General features: G+C 45.6%; 24 protein-coding genes. 10 read left to right on the forward strand and 14 right to left on the reverse strand.

Features of this window, described 5'->3' with window-relative positions; translation table 11 throughout:
- Positions 1–17 precede the first annotated feature (17 nt).
- The 4 genes from KSP24_RS03965 to KSP24_RS03980 all read right to left on the reverse strand — a co-directional run bounded on the left by KSP24_RS03965 (position 18) and on the right by KSP24_RS03980 (position 3,435).
- On the reverse strand, positions 18–1,154 hold the full coding sequence (locus tag KSP24_RS03965) for a zinc-dependent alcohol dehydrogenase (RefSeq protein WP_216974523.1): 1,137 nt from the start codon (positions 1,152–1,154) through the stop codon (positions 18–20).
- Positions 1,151–1,531: a spore coat protein gene (locus tag KSP24_RS03970; RefSeq protein WP_216974722.1), complete on the reverse strand. Its 381-nt coding sequence runs from the start codon at positions 1,529–1,531 to the stop codon at positions 1,151–1,153. The genes KSP24_RS03965 and KSP24_RS03970 overlap by 4 nt, the downstream gene beginning before the upstream one ends.
- Before the next feature lie 40 nt (positions 1,532–1,571).
- Complete coding sequence (locus tag KSP24_RS03975; RefSeq protein ID WP_016324904.1) at positions 1,572–1,823, reverse strand: hypothetical protein; 252 nt, start codon at positions 1,821–1,823, stop codon at positions 1,572–1,574.
- Between the two features lie 73 nt (positions 1,824–1,896).
- Positions 1,897–3,435: an FAD-dependent oxidoreductase gene (locus KSP24_RS03980; protein ID WP_216974524.1), complete on the reverse strand. Its 1,539-nt coding sequence runs from the start codon at positions 3,433–3,435 to the stop codon at positions 1,897–1,899.
- Positions 3,436–3,591: 156 nt separating this feature from the next.
- On the opposite strand from KSP24_RS03980, the gene KSP24_RS03985 reads away from it, so the two are divergent.
- A complete protein-coding gene (locus KSP24_RS03985; RefSeq protein WP_216974525.1) occupies positions 3,592–4,260 on the forward strand; it encodes a hypothetical protein in 669 nt (222 codons plus the stop codon).
- A gap of 221 nt (positions 4,261–4,481) precedes the next feature.
- On the opposite strand, the gene KSP24_RS03990 is transcribed toward KSP24_RS03985, so the two are convergent.
- The 3 genes from KSP24_RS03990 to KSP24_RS04000 form a co-directional block, all read right to left on the reverse strand.
- Complete coding sequence (locus KSP24_RS03990) at positions 4,482–4,775, reverse strand: DUF1330 domain-containing protein (RefSeq protein WP_016822569.1); 294 nt, start codon at positions 4,773–4,775, stop codon at positions 4,482–4,484.
- A 139-nt stretch (positions 4,776–4,914) separates the two neighbouring features.
- A complete protein-coding gene (locus KSP24_RS03995; RefSeq protein ID WP_058711918.1) occupies positions 4,915–5,286 on the reverse strand; it encodes a winged helix-turn-helix transcriptional regulator in 372 nt (123 codons plus the stop codon).
- Positions 5,287–5,494: 208 nt separating this feature from the next.
- Complete coding sequence (locus KSP24_RS04000; protein WP_013373781.1) at positions 5,495–6,118, reverse strand: acetate uptake transporter; 624 nt, start codon at positions 6,116–6,118, stop codon at positions 5,495–5,497.
- 218 nt (positions 6,119–6,336) lie between these two features.
- Here KSP24_RS04000 and KSP24_RS04005 point away from each other — a divergent pair, with 218 nt between their 5' ends.
- From KSP24_RS04005 to KSP24_RS04015, 3 genes are all read left to right on the forward strand, one after another.
- Positions 6,337–6,693, forward strand: a complete 357-nt coding sequence (locus KSP24_RS04005; protein ID WP_013373780.1) for a nucleotide excision repair endonuclease — start codon at positions 6,337–6,339, stop codon at positions 6,691–6,693.
- 116 nt (positions 6,694–6,809) lie between these two features.
- On the forward strand, positions 6,810–7,754 hold the full coding sequence (locus KSP24_RS04010; protein ID WP_216974526.1) for a helix-turn-helix transcriptional regulator: 945 nt from the start codon (positions 6,810–6,812) through the stop codon (positions 7,752–7,754).
- Positions 7,755–7,818: 64 nt separating this feature from the next.
- Positions 7,819–8,340, forward strand: coding sequence for a DinB family protein (locus tag KSP24_RS04015; RefSeq protein WP_040102530.1), 522 nt, complete (start codon positions 7,819–7,821; stop codon positions 8,338–8,340).
- Here the strand turns inward: KSP24_RS04015 and KSP24_RS04020 are convergent.
- From KSP24_RS04020 to KSP24_RS04035, 4 genes are all read right to left on the reverse strand, one after another.
- Positions 8,273–8,809, reverse strand: coding sequence for a Crp/Fnr family transcriptional regulator (locus KSP24_RS04020; protein ID WP_216974527.1), 537 nt, complete (start codon positions 8,807–8,809; stop codon positions 8,273–8,275). The genes KSP24_RS04015 and KSP24_RS04020 overlap by 68 nt on opposite strands.
- A gap of 36 nt (positions 8,810–8,845) precedes the next feature.
- Positions 8,846–9,586, reverse strand: a complete 741-nt coding sequence (locus KSP24_RS04025; protein WP_216974528.1) for an SDR family oxidoreductase — start codon at positions 9,584–9,586, stop codon at positions 8,846–8,848.
- Between the two features lie 28 nt (positions 9,587–9,614).
- Positions 9,615–10,193 carry a TetR/AcrR family transcriptional regulator gene (locus KSP24_RS04030; RefSeq protein WP_216974529.1) on the reverse strand — a complete coding sequence of 193 codons (579 nt, stop codon included), beginning with the start codon at positions 10,191–10,193 and terminating at the stop codon, positions 9,615–9,617.
- A 135-nt stretch (positions 10,194–10,328) separates the two neighbouring features.
- Positions 10,329–10,874 (reverse strand): glutathione peroxidase, encoded by a 546-nt coding sequence (locus tag KSP24_RS04035; protein ID WP_216974530.1) that lies wholly within the window; start codon positions 10,872–10,874, stop codon positions 10,329–10,331.
- 280 nt (positions 10,875–11,154) lie between these two features.
- Between KSP24_RS04035 and KSP24_RS04040 the strand changes: the two genes are divergently transcribed.
- Positions 11,155–11,886, forward strand: coding sequence for a YheC/YheD family protein (locus KSP24_RS04040; protein ID WP_025675730.1), 732 nt, complete (start codon positions 11,155–11,157; stop codon positions 11,884–11,886).
- Between the two features lie 184 nt (positions 11,887–12,070).
- The gene (locus KSP24_RS04045; protein ID WP_025675731.1) at positions 12,071–12,586 is read left to right on the forward strand and encodes a DUF2798 domain-containing protein; all 516 of its coding nucleotides are present in this window, start codon (positions 12,071–12,073) and stop codon (positions 12,584–12,586) included.
- 60 nt (positions 12,587–12,646) lie between these two features.
- Here the strand turns inward: KSP24_RS04045 and KSP24_RS04050 are convergent, their stop codons facing one another.
- Positions 12,647–13,387 carry an SDR family NAD(P)-dependent oxidoreductase gene (locus KSP24_RS04050; protein WP_216974531.1) on the reverse strand — a complete coding sequence of 247 codons (741 nt, stop codon included), beginning with the start codon at positions 13,385–13,387 and terminating at the stop codon, positions 12,647–12,649.
- 159 nt (positions 13,388–13,546) lie between these two features.
- Between KSP24_RS04050 and KSP24_RS04055 the strand changes: the two genes are divergently transcribed.
- On the forward strand, positions 13,547–14,434 hold the full coding sequence (locus KSP24_RS04055; protein WP_216974532.1) for a LysR family transcriptional regulator: 888 nt from the start codon (positions 13,547–13,549) through the stop codon (positions 14,432–14,434).
- A gap of 45 nt (positions 14,435–14,479) precedes the next feature.
- Here the strand turns inward: KSP24_RS04055 and KSP24_RS04060 are convergent, their stop codons facing one another.
- Positions 14,480–15,349, reverse strand: a complete 870-nt coding sequence (locus KSP24_RS04060; protein ID WP_013373769.1) for an AraC family transcriptional regulator — start codon at positions 15,347–15,349, stop codon at positions 14,480–14,482.
- 246 nt (positions 15,350–15,595) lie between these two features.
- Here KSP24_RS04060 and rlmN point away from each other — a divergent pair, with 246 nt between their 5' ends.
- From rlmN to KSP24_RS04075, 3 genes are all read left to right on the forward strand, one after another.
- Positions 15,596–16,693 carry a dual-specificity RNA methyltransferase RlmN gene (gene rlmN / locus KSP24_RS04065; protein ID WP_025675732.1) on the forward strand — a complete coding sequence of 366 codons (1,098 nt, stop codon included), beginning with the start codon at positions 15,596–15,598 and terminating at the stop codon, positions 16,691–16,693.
- A gap of 140 nt (positions 16,694–16,833) precedes the next feature.
- Positions 16,834–17,535 carry a dihydroorotate dehydrogenase electron transfer subunit gene (locus tag KSP24_RS04070; protein WP_216974533.1) on the forward strand — a complete coding sequence of 234 codons (702 nt, stop codon included), beginning with the start codon at positions 16,834–16,836 and terminating at the stop codon, positions 17,533–17,535.
- Complete coding sequence (locus KSP24_RS04075) at positions 17,516–18,448, forward strand: dihydroorotate dehydrogenase (RefSeq protein ID WP_013373764.1); 933 nt, start codon at positions 17,516–17,518, stop codon at positions 18,446–18,448. Before KSP24_RS04070 ends, KSP24_RS04075 begins: the two co-directional genes overlap by 20 nt.
- A gap of 101 nt (positions 18,449–18,549) precedes the next feature.
- Here the strand turns inward: KSP24_RS04075 and KSP24_RS04080 are convergent, their stop codons facing one another.
- Positions 18,550–18,732, reverse strand: a complete 183-nt coding sequence (locus KSP24_RS04080) for a hypothetical protein (protein ID WP_013373763.1) — start codon at positions 18,730–18,732, stop codon at positions 18,550–18,552.
- Positions 18,733–18,923: the final 191 nt, after the last annotated feature.

Here is an 18,923-nt window from a genome sequence, read left to right on the forward strand (position 1 = left end):
CAGTCCAATAGTGATAGTTAAGGTTTAAGTACAACTTTGATGCAATTGTCTTGTCTGGTATCGAAAATTTCATACCCCCGTTTGGCATCGCTTAGCGGAATAACGTGTGTGACAACGTCCCCAGGGTCAACCTTCCCCGTATCGATCAGCTCATACATATAAGGCATATAGTGAATCACAGGAGCCTGTCCAGTACGCAAATTAACATTTCGCTGAAAAATGTCTCCCAGAGGAAAACCGTTATATCGACCGCCGTATACCCCGGTAACTTGAATGGTGCCGCCTTTGCGGACAGCCTGTGTAGCTATGATCAGCCCTCCTAAAGCTCCACCGTGAAGCTTAAGCCCGGAAGCCAAGGACTCCAGCGGAGACATTTTGCCGCTCATGCCGGAGCAGTCAATAACTACGTCCGCGCCTCCTTTGGTTATTTCCTTGAGGTAGTTGCCGACGTTTTCTTGCGATTCCACATTCACGATCTCCACGCGATTGGTGCGCTTCGCGTGTTGCAGACGATAATCGAGATAGTCTGCCGCAATGACTCGTTTAGCCCCTTTGAACCAGGCGAACTTTTGCGCTAACAGACCTACCGGTCCACAGCCGATAATAACGACGGTATCCCCATCCTTCACTCCGGCATTATCGACGCTCCAGAATGCAGTAGTCATGGCATCAGCAATCAGGCAAAGCTTCTCGTCAGGATGTTCACAACTCTCCGGAATTTTGAAGTGAGTAAAGTTGGCAAAAGGCACACGCAAATATTCAGCTTGTCCACCTGGATATCCACCAGTTGTCCCGGAGTAGCCGAAGAAACCGCCCATTTCTCCATGCTCATTCGAATGATCACATTGGCTTTCCAATTGGTTTTTACAATAAAAGCATTCACCGCATGCGATGTTGAAGGGAATGATCACGCGATCTCCCTTTTTCAAGTTAGTCACGCCGCTGCCGACTTCTTCTACAACACCCATCGGCTCATGCCCAATTACATAATTCTCTTGCAGATTCGGAATCATTCCATGAATGAGATGCAGATCTGAACCACAAATAGCGGTTGTTGTCAGTCTGACAATCGCATCATCGGCTTTTTGAATACTCGGGTCCGGAACATCTTTAACCACAACGTTTTTGATACCTTGGTAGGTCACTGCTTTCATGCCTGGTTTCCTCCCATATGATCGTCCGGCGTGCGGTCAAACATACCCTTGCGGGTGGTATCGTCTGGGAACAGTTTCATTTTACTGATGTCCACCGTCTTATTGGCTGACAGTTGATCCAATTGATATTGCTTTTGCAGATCATAGGGATGAAACCATTTTTTTCGTACCATAAGATCGGTAATTTCCTGATGGAGCGCAATGCCTTGATGCAGTTGATTACGTAATAGGGTTCTGGCATCGGTAGAGACAGTTTCTGTCAAAGCTATTGCTGTGTTCCGAACCCCTTCCTTGACGCGAACCAGAAAATCCATTGCAAGGGTGGTGTCTGCCATTTCCGGCATATTTAATGAGTTTTTTGGGTCCACATAATCCATTTTAGCGGACTGGGTCTGGTTAGGTGTCACATCATTCACCTCAATTTAAAATTGGTGTTGGGCGGAAGTCAGGAACAGGCGCTTGAAACGGTGCTTTAGCATAGATTGCTTGCAAATCGGCAATAGCCTGAATAGATTGCTGAACATCTTTTTCCATTAAATCCTTTAGCTCTTGATCGAATACTAAGCCCTGCATTAATTTGGACTTTGCTAAACATAACGTTTTGAAGTTAAGCACTTCATGGATCTCTAGGGACTCATGCGCCGCTAATGTAGGCTGTTGGCTTATCATAGGCTCACCTTTCTTTTATGATTCTCAAAGGTATGTTGTCCAGCATAACTAGGTTTATTCCGAAAGGATCGTGCTATTCGGCTTCAACCTTGCCAAGTGCTTTTTTAGCGGGTCCTTCAATTACTTCGCCTTGATATGAAAAGCGTGAGCCATGACATGGGCAATCCCATGTTCTTTCGGCCTCGTTCCAGTCAACTTCACAGCCCATATGGGTGCACGTAGTGTCCACCAGGTGCAGTGCTCCTTGTGGGTCTCGATATGCGCCCGCCCTTTTGCCGTTTACTCGGACGACTGCCCCTTCGTCTTGCTGGAGTTCTTCGGCTTTTTTATAGCTGATTTCCAGCTTACCGGCAATCAAGTGCTTCGCCACATTTGCATTTTGAGTTACAAATGTTTTAATGTCAGGGTCTGCATGAAATCTTGAAGGGGAGAAAAGATCCTGATACGGGCTTTCCTTTCTGGTTATCAGATTCGTATTTAATAAAGCTGCCGCGACACTTGTCGTCATCCCCCATTTTCTATACCCTGTAGCAACGAGGATGTTGGAAACATCGGATAGTTCCTGCCCAATATAAGGGAGCTTGTCTAACGAGTACAGGTCCTGTGCCGACCAGCGATAGACGATTTCCTTTAATCCAAATGTTTGCTCTGCGAACTTTTCTAAAGCTTCATAGTATTGAAATGTGCAGATTCCTTGACCCGTTTTGTGGCCTTCGCCACCGACGATAACCATCGGTTCACCGTTTATTAGTACAGAGCGAAGCGAACGTTTGGGGGTTTCCGCACTTATGTACATACCACCCGGATAGGTTTTGTCCGTCTTGACCGCTAGTACATAAGACCGCTCGGCATGCAATCGCGCAAAATAAAGACTGTTTGGATCATTGAACGGAAAATGAGAGGAGGATACGACATAGTTGCAGGTAATCTTGTGCCCGTCGCTTGTATTAATAATAGAGGGGGTTCCTTTATCCACACCCACAACGGTGGTCTGTTCATAAATCTTCCCGCCTTGCCGGATGACTTGATTGGCTAGATACCTTAAGAAAGGAATCGGATTAAACTGAGCTTGGTTTTCCATCATAATAGCTGCTTTAGTTGAAAAGGGCAGAGGCGTTTGTTCGACATAACTTCCCGGGATGCCAAGTTCCTTGTAAGCTTTATATTCGTCGTTGATTTTTTCCACATGCGTATCCGCACATGTATAAACATAGGCATCTTCTTCTGTGAATTGACAATCGATATGATACTCTTCTACCGTTTGTCTGATGAATTCAAGAGCATCGCGGTTAGCTTCATAATAGAGTTGGGTTTTCTCTTTACCAAAATGTGAGAGGAACTCGCTATAGATCAAATCATGTTGTGCGGTAATTTTGGCGGTGGTATGGCCCGTTGTTCCATGAAGTATCCGCCCTGCGTCAACGACTGCGACGTTTAGTCCTTTTTTAGAAAGTAAATAAGCAGTGGTAATACCGGTGATCCCCGCACCTACAATAGCAACATCCACCTGAATATCTTCATTAAGCTTGGGGAAATTGAGGACGTCAGTTGAAGCTAACCAATACGATTCTGGAAATTGCGGGAAGGTCGTACGACACTCGTCTTGTTTCATTTTCACAAGCACCCCTTTGATTACAATTATTGTATACATTGTTATCTTTGTATGATTTTATATACCCAAAAAAGGGATACTTTCAGCCAGCTTTCATCTTGTTTTCAGCTTGACCGGGTACAATCAAGGCAATTTTCCCGGGGAGGATGCATAACAATGAAAACAAAGATGAAAAAGACGGTTTGGATTCCGGCAATCATCGCAGTTACGGTAGCGGCTCTACTCGTAATCTACTATTACTACATGTCCTCGGTTTCCGGCGGCAAGCCTGGCATGCGACCTCCGGGAGGCGGCAATGTAGCAGGGCACATGGGCGGACGTCCCGGCGGAAAAGGTGGTGGGGGCAACGGGGAAATATTTAATACCTTGGGCACGATCTCCGTTTTTCTTGGGGCGGCCTCTTTCTGTTGGTTCTGGTTTAAGAAGAAACTGAGATCACCGTCAATGTTGGTTCGAAAGGCCGGAAAGTTGTTTCACTCCTGGCATAAACTGCTGGGTTGGGCGACCTTGATTCTTATTGCCGTTCATGGCGTCTATTTCCTGATTACCAAACTTCAAGATCATAAAACCTACTCCGGACTGGCGGCTTTTGCCATTATACTGGCTATCTCCGGATACGGCTTCTATATTAATAAAGTGCGTAACAAGTGGATGCGAACCGTCCATCGTATACTTGGACTGCTGTGGGTTCCCGTGCTGCTGCTACATGTAGGCGGAACAGTAATTATGGCGGTCATCGCCACTCTTGCCGTGGGGGTACTAGTCTGGACACTCGACAGAATGGCGGAGAAAACGATGAAGCCTGTCGGAGGGGACACTCTATAATTTTATGGGATGGTGTTACCTTCATCCGGGGGAGAACAAGATGCTGGCGGAGGCGGTTGATATATTGGTTGCGGTTACATTCTTTCCATTGTACTAGAAACTCCTACGTTCTTAATAGGACGTAGGAGTTTGTTTTATTTAAAGAGTATGAAATAAAACAAGCTAGTTACCTAATTCGAGTGCGAATTGTCCTAGTATATGAAAAGTAGCAGAACAGAAGTTTATGCTCTTCCGTTAACCAGAATAACGTTAGCTTGAGTTCCTGATTGGCGCAGTTTAATTAAGGGCGCGTAGTCATCGGAATAATAGAACTGCTTGGCAGCCTCGTAAGTCGGGAATTCGTGAACTACGACTATTGAGGGCTTCCATGTGCCTTCAAGTGTCTCGGGCTGTGGATCTAGCGTAAGGTTTCGGAATCCCGGAACTTTCTGCAGCAGCGCATCTGCTAGCTCTGCGTATTGTTTGAAAACAGCTTCTTCCTCTACTTTTATATCTACGATAACATATGCGCTCATATCCATTCTCCTCTGTATGTCGGACGGTGATCATACGTCCTAGGATTTCGCCGGCGAGCATCTTTAGCTTAATCCGACACGCGGAGATTGTAAATTAGGCACTTTTTTTATCCTCAGTTTCATTTATTACACTGGTTCGTTATTTCAGGTTTGAAAAGTCGGAGAGATGATGTTCGGCCTGAAACCGTTCTCCCCAAGCCTTCATTTGGGTGAGTATTGACTCAAGCGAAGCTCCGAGCGGGGTTAGCGAGTATTCCACTTTAGGCGGAACAAGGTGATGAACTTCACGGTGAATGAGATTGTCTGCTTCTAACTCTCGTAGTTGGAGGGTCAGCATTTTTTGAGTGGCCGTGGGAAGTGCCCGCCGCAGTTCTTGAAACCGCTTAGTTCCACCCAGCAATTCGTACAGAATGATTCCTTTCCACTTTCCGCCGATAATGCTTAAGGTTACTTCCACCGGACAGCCTTTAGTCGGCGTACAATTAACTCCATTGTTCAGCCGTTTTCTCAACCATATCATCCCCTTTCACTTTGTTGTTATACCAATATTATACTTGGCAGTTTAGTTCAGATACAGCGATCCAAGGCAGCACTTGACTTCAAGTTAACTTTAATAAGCAGCATCTAGTAGCAAGCCGAGTAATTCCAGCCTTATATCCCCAAAGCTGTCTTAACGCGGATCGGCGCGAAAGGTGGCTTTGGGGGGCATACATATGCAGCTAAGGACGTGGTTTGAAGATGCCGAAAGGACGTCCTACAGGCAGGAATGTACGGCCAAAATGTGCATTCAGAACAGCAGCACCTGTACCGTACAGCGAGAGTAGACCAATGCCCATTTCAGCATAAGCAGCGATGGTGTGGAACACCTCTGGGGCGATGCCGAATGCATCGAAGCTAAGGCCGAGGAACAGAAAATCAATCAACACAAAAATAAAAAATAGAACCTTGTGCGTCTCCATGGCTCCAATGGTCATGAAGAGCGTAAAGATGAGATAGCCGGCAAAGGCAACGCCGAGCTGCCTACCATCCACCGCAGATGCCAGCTCTGAGCCGAATACGCCCATTTTAATCATCCAGCTACTAGCTACGGCTAACCAGAAGAAGGCGTAAGCGCCAAATGCCGTCATGCCAAAGGTGTTGTTATGCTTTGCATCCTGAATGCAGGCAAACAGCTGTGCAAAGGCACCAAGGAAGATAGCCCAAGGAATAATAAAGCTCAAGCCCTCGGTGAGACCAAGCTTTTGGGATGAAGCTACAAGCGTTACAATGGCCAAGCCAAACAGGCCGATCGCGCTCGGATCGGCCGTTATGATTTTTACGTTAGAATGAGATTCATTTTGCATGAGAAAAATAGAAGCCTCCAATAATATTCAAGTACGCGTCAATCTGCCGATGCCAGAATCACACTGACATATTGTAACGGAAACCAACCTACTCCGCATAGTAGGGAAATCATAAAATTCCTCCCGATCTGTTAGTAATGGGGCAAGAATTTATGGAATGGTGTTACCTTGATCTTTGTGGTAATATTTACACCTATATAGAATGAGGAAGTGACATAGTGATTAATATAACGATTCCAACTCCGGATATCACAATTACTAAACAGGTTAACCCTGAGCTCAGCCATATTTATGGATTTACAGATTTCCACCTGATTCCTAGAGATAAGGCTGGTATCTTTATGTTCTACAATGCACAGGAGGAATTACTGTTCGTTGGTAAAGCAAGAAAGTTAAGACCCAGAATCAAAAAGCATTTTGAAGATAACGTATCGCCGATCAAGGCTAATCGGAAAGAAGTGGCGATTATTGAGGTCTGTATTGTGGAAGATGCGGTAGATCGTGAAATTTATGAAACCTACATCATCAATTCGCAAAAGGCTAAATATAACGTTGAAAAAGTGTTTTATAAGTAACAAAGCAACAAGCAGCTACTTTATAAAAAAAGAGCAATAAGCCGCAGTAGTGCACTGCCCTTATTGCTCTTTTAAATTCGTGCATTTAGATCCTCTCAAGGACGGGGCGATATAGTATGAACAAAACCGACCGCTTGCTGGCTATCTTGCTAGAGTTACAACGTAAGGATATTATACGGGCCGAGGATTTAGCGGCGATTTTCGAAACGAGTGTGAGAACGATCTATCGGGATATTCAGGCTCTCAGCGAATCGGGCGTACCGATTGTAGGAGCACCGGGTATTGGATATTCTTTGATGGAGGGATACTTCCTGCCTCCTGTAAGCTTTACTGTAGAAGAGGCTGTAGCGCTGCTAATCGGAACAGATTTTGTCGAACAAAAATTTGATACAGACTATGGCATGAAGGCGCAAACTTCACGCAGAAAAATCGAAGCTATTTTACCAGAGAGCGTTCGCAGGGAAGTTGCCCAGGTGCGAACGACTATCAGACTGCTGGCGGTGGGTAAAGGAACAAACCATACAGAGAAAGCCTATTTGGAAACGCTGCGCATCGCTGTATTGGCTAAACAGAAGGTTCGGTTTGGTTACTCCAAAAAAATGCCAGAGGCTGACGGGAATCGCCAAAGTGTGCGTGTGGTCGCTCCTTATGGTCTTGTACTGCTGCATGGTTCGTGGGTTTTGATTGGACAATGCGAATTGCGGCAACAGCTGCGCCATTTCCGTTTGTCGCGTATGAACGATCTGATCATGCTGGAGGACGGTTATCAGTTGCCTATTGATTTTAATTTGCAGGATTACAAGCAATCCGATGACCGCCACATAAATGTTCACATACAAGTCCGTTCGGATATTGTAGATAAAGTGAAGGAAGCGAACCATTTTTACATGGAGTCCATGGAGGAGCGTGAGGATGGAATCCATGTATTTTTCCGTGTTAGACACCCAGAGGAATTACTATCATGGATACTTGGTTGGGGTGCAGATGTGGTAGTGCTGGAGCCTGAATCGCTTCGCGAGCGTGTCCGGACAGAAGTGGAAAAAATGTTGAAATGCTACTGACATAATGCTGTCAGTAGCATTCTTGTATAGTAAAGCTACTTTGATAGAGAGGGGCATTTACTATATGAATACAAGCGAAACATTACAGCGTTTTGAAGAGACGGCACAGCACTATCTTCTTGAATTGGACAGCTTTAGCCTGGAGCAATTGCAGTACACACCGCAGGAGGGACAATGGTCGCTTGGACAAATGTATCTTCATTTGGTGAACTCTGCTCTTTATATGCATCTTAGGAATATAGATCTTTGTCTACAGTCTAATGGAGAAAAAGGGACTAAAACGGAGGCGGGCACAACCGCATTTAACTTGGGAAGCTATCCACCCATACGTATTCAAGTCCCACCATCTCCGCAGTATACTCCCCCCCAACCGACGAGCAAAGAAGAGATTGCAGAAGGATTAAACGTGGTGATCCGTAAAATGAGAGAGATTGAGCCAACCGTTGAGAAATCAACAGGGTCGTCTACTTCTCCTCATCCCGGATTTGGCGCGTTGAATGCGGGAGAGTGGTTTAGACTCATCGAGATGCACTATCGTCACCATCTTTTGCAGATGGAGCGCTTGAAGCACGCAATAGTCGGTTAATTGTCTCCCGGCGTAGCCCGATGAACTGCCCGATTTCCTCCTGCGTCAATACGTCTGTTAACGTAGCGGGTGCGATGTAGGAGTGGAACCAGCGTTGAAGCTTCCGAAGCTTCTCGGCAGGCGATACCTCTGTGAGCTGGTCAATTCGTTGCTGCATCATGCGTAGCTTATCCTGTAGCTGCAAAGCGATGGCTCGACATTGAGCCGGGTCTTGCTCCAGCTTCAGGTACCATTCTTTTTGCGACAGAACCTCAATCTCTGAGGTGACCAGCGCCATCGCGGTACCATAATAGGGATTGGGACTGATGAGGGAGTGGTGCGGGATGATTTCATCGGGCACAATTACATTAACTAAAATTTGCGAGCCGTCTTCATGGACTCGGATAATTTTTAACAGGCCGCTTTTTAAGTGATATAAAGGGCCAGTTTCCCCTTGTCGAAATAAGGTCTCGCCTTTGTGTAATATCATGAACGTGTATAGCCTCCATTTCATGTATTCCAGCTTTTAGATGAACCCGCCATTGACGCGGATGGTCTGTCCGGTAACCCACTGCGATTTAGCGCTGACCAGAAACTCAATCACATCAGCGATATCTTCCGGTTCACCGAGACGACCCATAGCATTCATTTTCTTCATGCCTTCGATCTGCTGCTCTGTTTTTCCTGCTTGAAAAAGCTCTGTGTTGACAGGGCCGGGAGCCACGGCATTGATCGTAATTTGTCTGCTTCCGAACTCTTTGGCTAGCTGACGGGTAAATTGCTCCACCGCGCCTTTCGTTCCCGCATACACGCTATAAGCCGGAAACATTTGTCCGATCACGGACGTGGACAGATTCACGATTCTTCCGTAGTTCTCCATGTATTTCATCGCTTGCTGACAGGCAAAGAAGGTACCTTTTACATTCAGCGCGAATTGTTGGTCAAAATCAGCTTCGGTCACCTCAGCCAGAGGTTTGGTAATCATCAGCCCGGCGTTGTTAACCAGAATATCTACTTTGCCGAATTCAGCAATCGTATTGGTAAATAAGGCCTCAATATCGCTCATCTTGCTCAGATCAGCGTGGAGAGCCAGGGCTTTTCCGCCTTTTTGAATAATGCCTGCTACAACTTCTTTAGCTCTATCCGGACTGCTGGCATAATTGACAACTACAGCAGCACCTAGATCAGCCAGCTGCTCAGCAATGGTACGTCCAATTCCCCTGGATGAGCCAGTGATAATTGCTATTTTCCCATCCAAATGCTTCATATGTGCTCAGCCTTCTTTCCAAATATTTTTAAGATATCCCTTTTTCTAAAAGCATCCACACTTCTGAAAACTCCTGATCAATCGTCGGACTCTTCCATTCGTAAGCATGTGCGGGATGATGGAAACGGGCTGTGGCATAGAAAAGTGTACGTGCCAGTTGGGTGGGTTGATCCGTTGTAATGCCCCCACGCACAATAATGTCAGCGAGCTGATCCACAATGTGGGCGATATGCTGGTCGATTAAATCCGCGGCTTGCTCGGTGACCCGGGTATACATCCCGAACATTTCCTCGTCATCGCGGGCATAATACTGCTTAAGCTCGATCAAGGTCTGTATATATCGTTTTAAGTGCGGTATTCCTAGCACAGATGAATCCTGGCATATCTTCGTTAACGGATCGATTATCTTTTCATTTAGCCATTTTTCGGTCACGCCTTCAAGAAGCTCGGCTTTACTTTTAAAGTGTCGGTAAATAGTGCCGTGACTTACTCCTAATACTTTGGCAACATCCGTCACGGAGCTTTTAGCTACACCAAAACGCCTAAGTGTGTCTTCTGTAGCAATGAGAATCTGTTCCTTGGTTAGTATATCTGAGGATTTTTCCATAGAGACACGGTTAACTTACCGTGTGAGTCACCTCCTTGAAGTCAGGATAACACAATGAGTATCAAATGACAAATATTTGTTTTTGTCATTTGATACTCATTTTTTTAAAAGAATCCAAAGAAGTGACCAGAAAAACTACAATAGCGATTCGATGACAGGATCAATAGCACAGGGCGCTGTTGTTACTTCAAATCTGCCTTTTACATGGCCATCGCGGTTAATCAGGAATTTGGAAAAATTCCACTTGATACCGTCGCCGACGTATATTTCTGGATATTTATCCCGTAAGAAATCATTCATCCATTGAGCGTCTTTGGTCTGGGTGTCAAAGCCTTGAAAAGGTGACTGTTGAGTCAGATATTGAAATAAAGGATGAGCAGATAAACCTCTTACATCCGTCTTCTCAAATAGTGGGAAGGTTAATCCATGGTTATTTTGGCAGAATGTCTGAACCTCCGAATTGCTACCCGGCTCTTTTTCATTGAATTGGTTACAAGGAAACGCAAGGATTTCAAAACCTTGTTCCCTCCGTCTTTCATAGAGCTTTTGCAGATCAGCGAATTGACTGGAGAAGCTACACATGCTGGCAGTGTTTACAATAAGGAGAACCTTACCTCTATAGTTTGAAAATTCAATCGGTTTCCCGTTAATTAAGGTTGCTTGAAAATCATAAACAGACACGTTAACATTCCTCCTCACGTTATTTTTTAATACATATCGTATATCCAGAATTGCTATTGGTCTAATATATTATTGGAATCAATTTTATAGGTATTTACAATAACCCCGTCATGTAAAGATACATTGTCCATCTATCTTTTGAAATCAAAGAAGGCTCGACATAGAAAATAGGAGATTCGCTTCTTACATAGCAAACTGTGGCATTCGCCGTTACCAAGATAGAATATAGATGCATATTCATGTAGTGTGTGCAAAAACCCAACAGAATCGAGGGATATTCGTGCCCATTGGAAAGATGATTCAATACAAGGAAATGCAACAACATCCCATTTTACGCTCGCACTTGCCCGAAACCCGCTGGATTACGAATGCAAGGACTTTACGGATGCTGGATACCTATCGCACAGTCTTCATCAAGCCTAATTATGGGAGTGGGGGAACCGGCATCATACGCGCGAAAAAGGTAGGGAGGAGATATGAAGTTCGTTGCGGCTCCAGTCGCAGAGTCGTTAGATCCCACGCCGTAAGAAGAGCAATTAGAAGCTACCGAAGACCTCATCGTCGTTATTTGGTACAGCAAGGACTCAAGTTAGCCAAGTACAAAGGTTCGATTTTTGATGCCAGAGTGTATATGCAAAAGCCAGACTCGGAATGGGTTATCTCAGGGGTAACCGGTCGTGTCGCTGCACCCCGAAAAGTGGTTACCAATTATCGGAAGGGAGGACATGCGGCGCCGTTATCCAAAGTGCTTTTAAGGGTTTTTAAAAATGACAGAGCAAAAATGAAAGAGATTTTGGACCAGATCATCGAGCTTTCTAGAATTATTGCCGACACGATTGACAAAAATCATCCGGTTCGCGAGCTGGGCATCGATCTTGCTGTTGAGAAGAGCGGCCAAATCTGGATTATCGAGGCCAATCCGCATCCCGGACATATGTTATTCAGGCAGCTCCCTAATCATAAGATGATTCGCAACATTTTGAGAAACAAACGTCGTATTCATCATCATTAGGATAAAGTATTTTAAAGCAGTACTCTAATATCAGAACGGCAACATTTCAAGGTATCGTTGAGATGAACGATGCCTTTTTTGTGTTCTAAAAGAGAGTGTCTATCGAATTGTTCACAAAATGTTCACTTATGTGCGGGTTTCGACTATTTATATAATTAGCAAAGCAAAAGAAGGGATGATGGAATTGCCAACAACGAAGAAAGAAAATTTTTATTTTGGTTTAATGATGTGCTTGGGGATGGTCGTATTCATGACATTGTATAATCTATATACAAATGGCTTGATTGGCACCATGTCTCTAAAGGCAATGCTTCTTCAATTTATTTTATGTTTTATCACTGCTTTCGTATTGGAATTATGTATTGTCGGTCCAGTAGCAAAGAAAATAGCCTTCTCATTACCATACGACAAATCCAAAAGGCTATTTGTAATTCTATCCCTTTCATGTTGTATGGTCATTGGCATGGTTCTCTGTATGTCACTTTATGGTTTGGGGACGGCTTACTTTTTTAATAGTCTTTCAGAAGGCTCATTATTTAAAAATTACTTGTCTTTAGTTGTTAAGAATTTTGCGTTTGCTTTTCCTCTACAGCTCTGCATTGTAGGGCCGCTTGTTCGCTATTTATTTGTTAGATTCGTGAAAGGTACAAGTATGGGGATGCCATTAGGCAAAAACGTAGTTAACGACGGTATTCGATAGCTCAACAGCCGCCTTCTGTCTGAGAAGGCGGCTTGTTTTTTACCCAGAAGCTCAGTACCTTTATAGCGTTTGTCCGCTGTCTACCGTAATGATCTGGCCTGTCATGGCTTCCTGTTCCAAAGCAGAGCAGACCATGCTAGCAATATCCTCAGGTGTGGAAATGCGCTGTAGCAGCAGATGAGGAGCCAATTGTTTCATTTGTTCTTCCCTACCTGCCCACCATCTTGTCGCCACCGCGCCTGGCACGATGCAATTGACTCGAATATCAGGGGCCAGGGATCGTGCTAACGATTTGGTCAGCCCGTGGACGGCTGCTTTGGATACTGCATAGGGTAGTGAGGAACCTAGCCCTGTTTGTCCAGCTATACTTCCCAGATTGACGATAGCTCCTTGTTGACGATGCTTCATATAAGGAGCTACGGCTCTAGCACAGTAAAACATGCCTTTCACATTGACATCCAAGAGATCATTCCACACCTCTTCCGTAACGGCCTCTAGATCGTCCATTGGAATATGATGTGTAATGCTGGCGTTATTCACCAGTACATCAACCGTGCCGTATTGCTGAACAATCTGCTCGACCATATCCCGAACTTCCCGATCTTGGGAAACATCTGCCTGTAATGCAATTGCACTTCCTCCCTGTTCAAGTATCATACGTACGGTTTCCTCTGCATCGTCTTTAGAACGGGAATAGTTTACGACTACAGTAGCCTTTCGATCTGCTAATTCCATACATATGGCTCTCCCAATTCCTGTACCGCCGCCTGTAACTAGGGCTACTTTTTGATGTAAATCCATGTATATCCGCTCCTTAGCCAACTCGTTAGTGTTGTGTGAGAAAAGTAATATAATCTGTTAGGGATCATTGTAGAGGATGTATTATATTTTGTATAATTGAATTAACCGAACTTGCAATTCAATAAACTTGAATTAAACAAGCGACTTGGGAGTAGGAGAATGAATATTAAAGCACTCAAAACATTTCAGATGATTGTGAATTACGGGAGTTTTATGCGTGCGGCGGAAGTGTTGAATTATGCGCAATCCACTGTGACGATGCAAATACAGAAGCTGGAATCCGATCTAGGAGTTCAACTAATTGAGCGGGGCAAGAAAATAAAGTTAACTGAAGCTGGCAGGATGTTTTATGAGCAGAGTTTGCCCATTGTAAAAGACATGGAGCAACTGCAGGAAAATATGGAGAACCTGCAAAGGGGAACCGCAGGTGACATTCGTATAGGAGTGACTGAACCGACCGCCAGTTACCGACTACCCGAAATTTTAAAGCGGTTCTTAAACCATTACCCTCACATTCGGGTTTCTGTTGAGTTTGGGAATACACCTACATTAAGCGAGCGTATACTCCAAGGGGATGTGGACATCGCATTATGCTCTGCCCCGGATTTGGGTACAGAGCTATATTTTGAACCTTTATTTAAGGAGAATTTTGTAGTTTTGATGCCTGAACATCACCCTCTTGCAGAAAAGGAGTGCATTGGACCCGCAGATTTACAGGGGCATCGCCTACTTATTACGTCGTCCATCTGTCCTTATCGGCGCAAACTTGAAATGGTCATGAAGGAACATGGAATAACTACGTTAGACACGATGGAAATTGGCAGCATGACGGCTCTAAAATCTTATGTGGAATGTGAATTAGGGATTGCCCTTGTGCCCCAAATTCTAGTCCATCCTGTCCCGGCAGGAACAGCAGTGAGGCAATTAAGCGGCAGCTTGATCGATATGACCTTTGGTCTTCTTTGTAAAGCAAACGAGGCACCGCTGAAGCTGGCAAGCTCAAGGCTATATTCTGTGTTAAAGCAGGAGCTTGGGCAATTGTCGTGAGCATACGATATCAAACCGACTGCAATAGGCAGCCGGTTCGTTTGTTTATTTTTTCGTAATCGGAATCCATACTTCACTTCGGTATTCCTCAGCATGAGTATCTCCCATGGTATATACTTCTAGCTCAGGCCCGCCTGAGTGCTCATAGTTGCTGGCAGGGAACCATTCCTGGTAAATTCTTTGCCATACCTTCTGGATCGAGTGAGGCATAGGGCCGATGGATGTAAACACGGCCCAGGTTGCAGCCGGGATGGTTCTGGCTTCTAATCCGTTCGAGGCTGCTACGTCTTCACTGCCCTCTGCGGCGATAAGGTAGCTAAACGTTTCTTCACCGTGCTTCATGTCCAGACATATACCGAGGATATCATCGCCTGTCCCCAAGGCATGAATGCGATCCGATGTGCCATCTGCGTTAAGTTGATCCCAGAATTTTGGGATTTCCCGAAGGTTTTCACCGTTCTTAGTAGTAACTTGAATGGACTTCCCAATGACCGTAAAGGCCGCCTTCTCTACAATTTTATAATCCATTTCCTGATCTCCCTTCAGTGATAGATGGAAGGTGATGCGTGGAAAGGCTTTCAGGTTCACTCCCGGGTTTCTGGCCTCAGAGGGAGAAATACCGTGTACCTTTCGGAACGCTTTAGAAAAAGATTCGGGGGAATCATATCCGTACTTGAACGCAACATCCAGTACTTTGGTGGTAGAAAGACTCAATTCCTGAGCAGCCAGGGTCAATCGACGTTTGCGCACATATTCTGCTACCGTAACGCCAGTCAGCATATAAAACATCCGTTGAAAATGAAAGGGCGACGAGTAGGCCGCCTTTGCAATTTCATCAATATCGAGGGGCTGCTGCATTCTTTCTTCCATTAGATCGAGTGCGTTCTTGATCCGAAGCAACCATTCCAACCACATCACCTTCCTTGGTTGTAATCATATCATTCACGGTGTCCGTCATCCTGTCTTTGCGTGCTTTTGTCGAACAGGATATCATCAGCCTGCCCCTTGTGTTCATAATTAAAATTTGGGACAATACAAGAAGTGTTTGAATAGCGCAGAGCGCTCAAACACGCTATGATGCAATGATAGTTGAGACGAGTCGTGATGGCTAGGGTTTATATATAGAAATACGAATTTTAACGTCTGAAAAGAGGATCGAACATGAAAAAGGAATCCATTTATGGATTAACGCTAGACCAATTGACAGCATGGCTCTTGGAGCATGGATATAAAAAATCTCGGGCATTGCAGGTATGGGACGCATTGTACCGGAAACGGATTACTGATTTTGCGGCGATGACAGAGGTTCATGAGAATTGTACTCGCCTGTTGGCAGAGAACTTCTCTATTGAAACCCTGGAAGAACATGTGAAGCAACAATCAGCAGACGGGACGGTCAAGTTTTTGTTCCGTTTGCAGGATGGTAATTTGATTGAGACGGTATTAATGCGGCATAAGTTTGGATTATCCGTATGTGTGACGACGCAGGTGGGATGCAACATTGGATGTAGCTTCTGTGCAAGTGGGCTGTTGAAGAAGAGCCGTGACCTTTCCAGTGGTGAAATCGTAGGACAAATTATGAAGGTGCAGCTGTATCTGGACCAGGAACGTCCGGGCGACCGGGTCAGTCACGTTGTGGTAATGGGAATTGGCGAACCGTTTGATAACTTTGTGAACCTGTCCGATTTCATTCGGGTCATTAAGGATCATAAAGGGCTGGCGATTGGGCCGCGGCATATTACCGTGTCCACAAGTGGCCTTGCCGATAAAATCATTGAATTTGCTGATTCCGATCTGCACGTCAATCTTGCGATCTCCCTCCACGCTCCGAATAATGAGATTCGTACCCGCATTATGAAGATCAACCGGGCGATCCCGATTGAGAAGCTCATGCAGGCAATTGATTATTACTTGGACAAAACCAATCGTCGGATTACGCTGGAGTACATCTTGCTGAAGGATGTTAATGACGGTAAGGAGCATGCGCTCGAACTGGCTGAGCTGGTGGGCCATCGTCGCAATCTGGCGAACGTGAACCTGATTCCATACAATCCGGTGGATGAGCATAGTCAATACCAGCGGAGTGAGTCGGAATCGATTACTGGCTTCTATGATGTTCTGAAAAAACAAGGTATTAGCTGTAGTGTTCGGCTGGAGCACGGAGTCGACATTGATGCGGCCTGCGGACAGCTGCGCAGCAAGCAAATTCGCAAGGATGCCAATAGCAGCCGCAATGCGGAGCGCGAAGCTATTAGTTAAAATATACGAGCGTACTCTCTAACAGGAGTACGCTTTTTGTATACATGAGCCATCGAACAAAACGTCAACTGTAAATGTGAAAATAGTCACGTAATAGTTGCTGCTTTTACGTTATAGTGAGTGGTTAGTGGAGGGGTTATATGGCTAACGTAATTTCAAATGTGGCGCTCGTTCCGGGCATTTATGTGATGAAGATAGAGGGGAAATTTAAGGGGAAGATGGGTCAGTTCTACATGCTGCGCAGCGGGAATGGTTACCCACTGCTGCCCAGACCCATCAGCATTTATGATATTGGGGAAGAGAGCATTTCCTTTTTGTACCGGGTTGTTGGAGAGGGGACCCATCTATTTTCCCAATTACAGCCTGGTCAGGAGATTCAATTGGAAGGACCCTTTGGAAACGGGTTTCCGCAGGTTGAGGGCAGTTTGGCTTTAATCGGCGGTGGCATGGGTACAGCACCATTGTTATTGGCTGCAAAATATTACCCGCATGCAGACGTTTATCTGGGGTTTGCACAGCAGGCCTTCGGGGTTGAAGCGTTCGAGGCTGCGGCAGCATCTGTAGAGGTCAAGGTAGGAGGGAGCATCGTCGAGCAGGTCGATCCGGCTTGCTATGCGAATATGTTTTCCTGCGGGCCAACTCCGATGTTGCAAGCACTCGCGCTGAAAACGGCGGGTACAGCGTCCCGCTTATATATTTCAACAGAAAGACATATGGCCTGTGGTATTGGCGCATGTTTGGGCTGCACCATGCGTACCCGTGGAGGCAATCGGAGGGTATGTAAGGAAGGGCCTGTATTCCCGGTAGAGGAGGTGGAGTTCGATGATCTCCATGGCGTGTAATATAGCAGGTGTACCGTTCAAAAACCCGATTATCATGGCATCCGGTACGTTTGGGTTCGGGCGTGAGTATGCGGAATTCTATTCTCCTGAACTACTCGGCGGCATCGTCGGCAAGGGGCTAACCCTTCATCCGAAGGCGGGGAATACGGGGCAACGAATACATGAGACAGCATCAGGCATGCTGAATAGTGTAGGATTGGAAAATCCGGGTGTGGCGGCTTTTTTGAAGGATGAACTGGATGACATGACTCGCTGGAATACGGCTGTTATTGCCAATGTGGGCGGCTCCAATCTGGAGGAATACGTACAGGCCGTAGCTATGATTACGGAAAACGCGCAAAAACGCCGTACAATGAACCGCAGAGGCGTTGACATGCTGGAATTGAACATTTCATGCCCCAATGTGAAGCAGGGCGGAATGCAATTTGGTATCCAGACAGAGGTAGCGCGGGAGGTGGTGCGTCAGGTGCGCAATGTGACGGCGCTTCCGCTAGTTGTCAAGCTGTCTCCAAATGCAGAGAACATCACGCAGATGGCGGTTATGTGCGAGGAAGAAGGCGCCGACGGCGTTTCGCTGATCAATACATTTTCTGCAATGAAAATAGATATACGCCGGCGCCGCAGTGTGTTCGCCAACACGTATGCAGGCCTTTCCGGACCGGCAATCAAGCCGATTGCCTTGCGCATGGTTCACCAGGTGGCGCAGGCGGTATCCATTCCCGTGATCGGGATGGGCGGGATCAGCTCTGTGGAGGACATTATTGAATTCACCATGGCAGGGGCCGCCGCCATTCAGGTGGGAACGTATAATTTTGTCCATTTACATGCAGGAGCTGAGTTGGTATATGGACTAGAACAATGGATGCAGCAGGAAAAGGTGCAGTCGTTGGATGAGATACGAGGAATTTTGTAAATTTAGCACTCATATGTGTATAAACTTGAGCATACAAAACCGGCTTGTCTTCTAAGGCAAGCCGGTTTTGTATTTTATTTTACCGAACCAGCCAGACTTGACTAATGGTTAATATCGCATTTGTTCAAGATGAACGAAATTTGATTTTCCAGCCGATGAATGGCTTCCTTGGATGCCTGGTCATTGGCACCTTGGGCCTGAAGCGTAGCGAGCTCCTGCTTGAGTTGATGAAGGTCTTCTCCTGCATGAGCGCAGTCGTAATTGCTCTCGAGATTGTCAATCATCCGTTATCCTCCCTTTCGTCAGGTATACGTCCTTATTATGGAGAATTGACCTTTCCTTATTCAGCATATTGTTTTATTTCAGATAAAGGCTGTGTTATCCACTAATGGGGCGCGTAAAGCTTGTAAAATAAGAAGGGATTTTGTCAAACTATGTCGAATAAAAAGGGGTTATAGGGGCAAGATAGGCTCTT

The sequence above is a fragment of the Paenibacillus sp. AK121 genome, assembly GCF_019042715.1.
Lineage (GTDB): Bacteria > Bacillota > Bacilli > Paenibacillales > Paenibacillaceae > Paenibacillus > Paenibacillus polymyxa_C.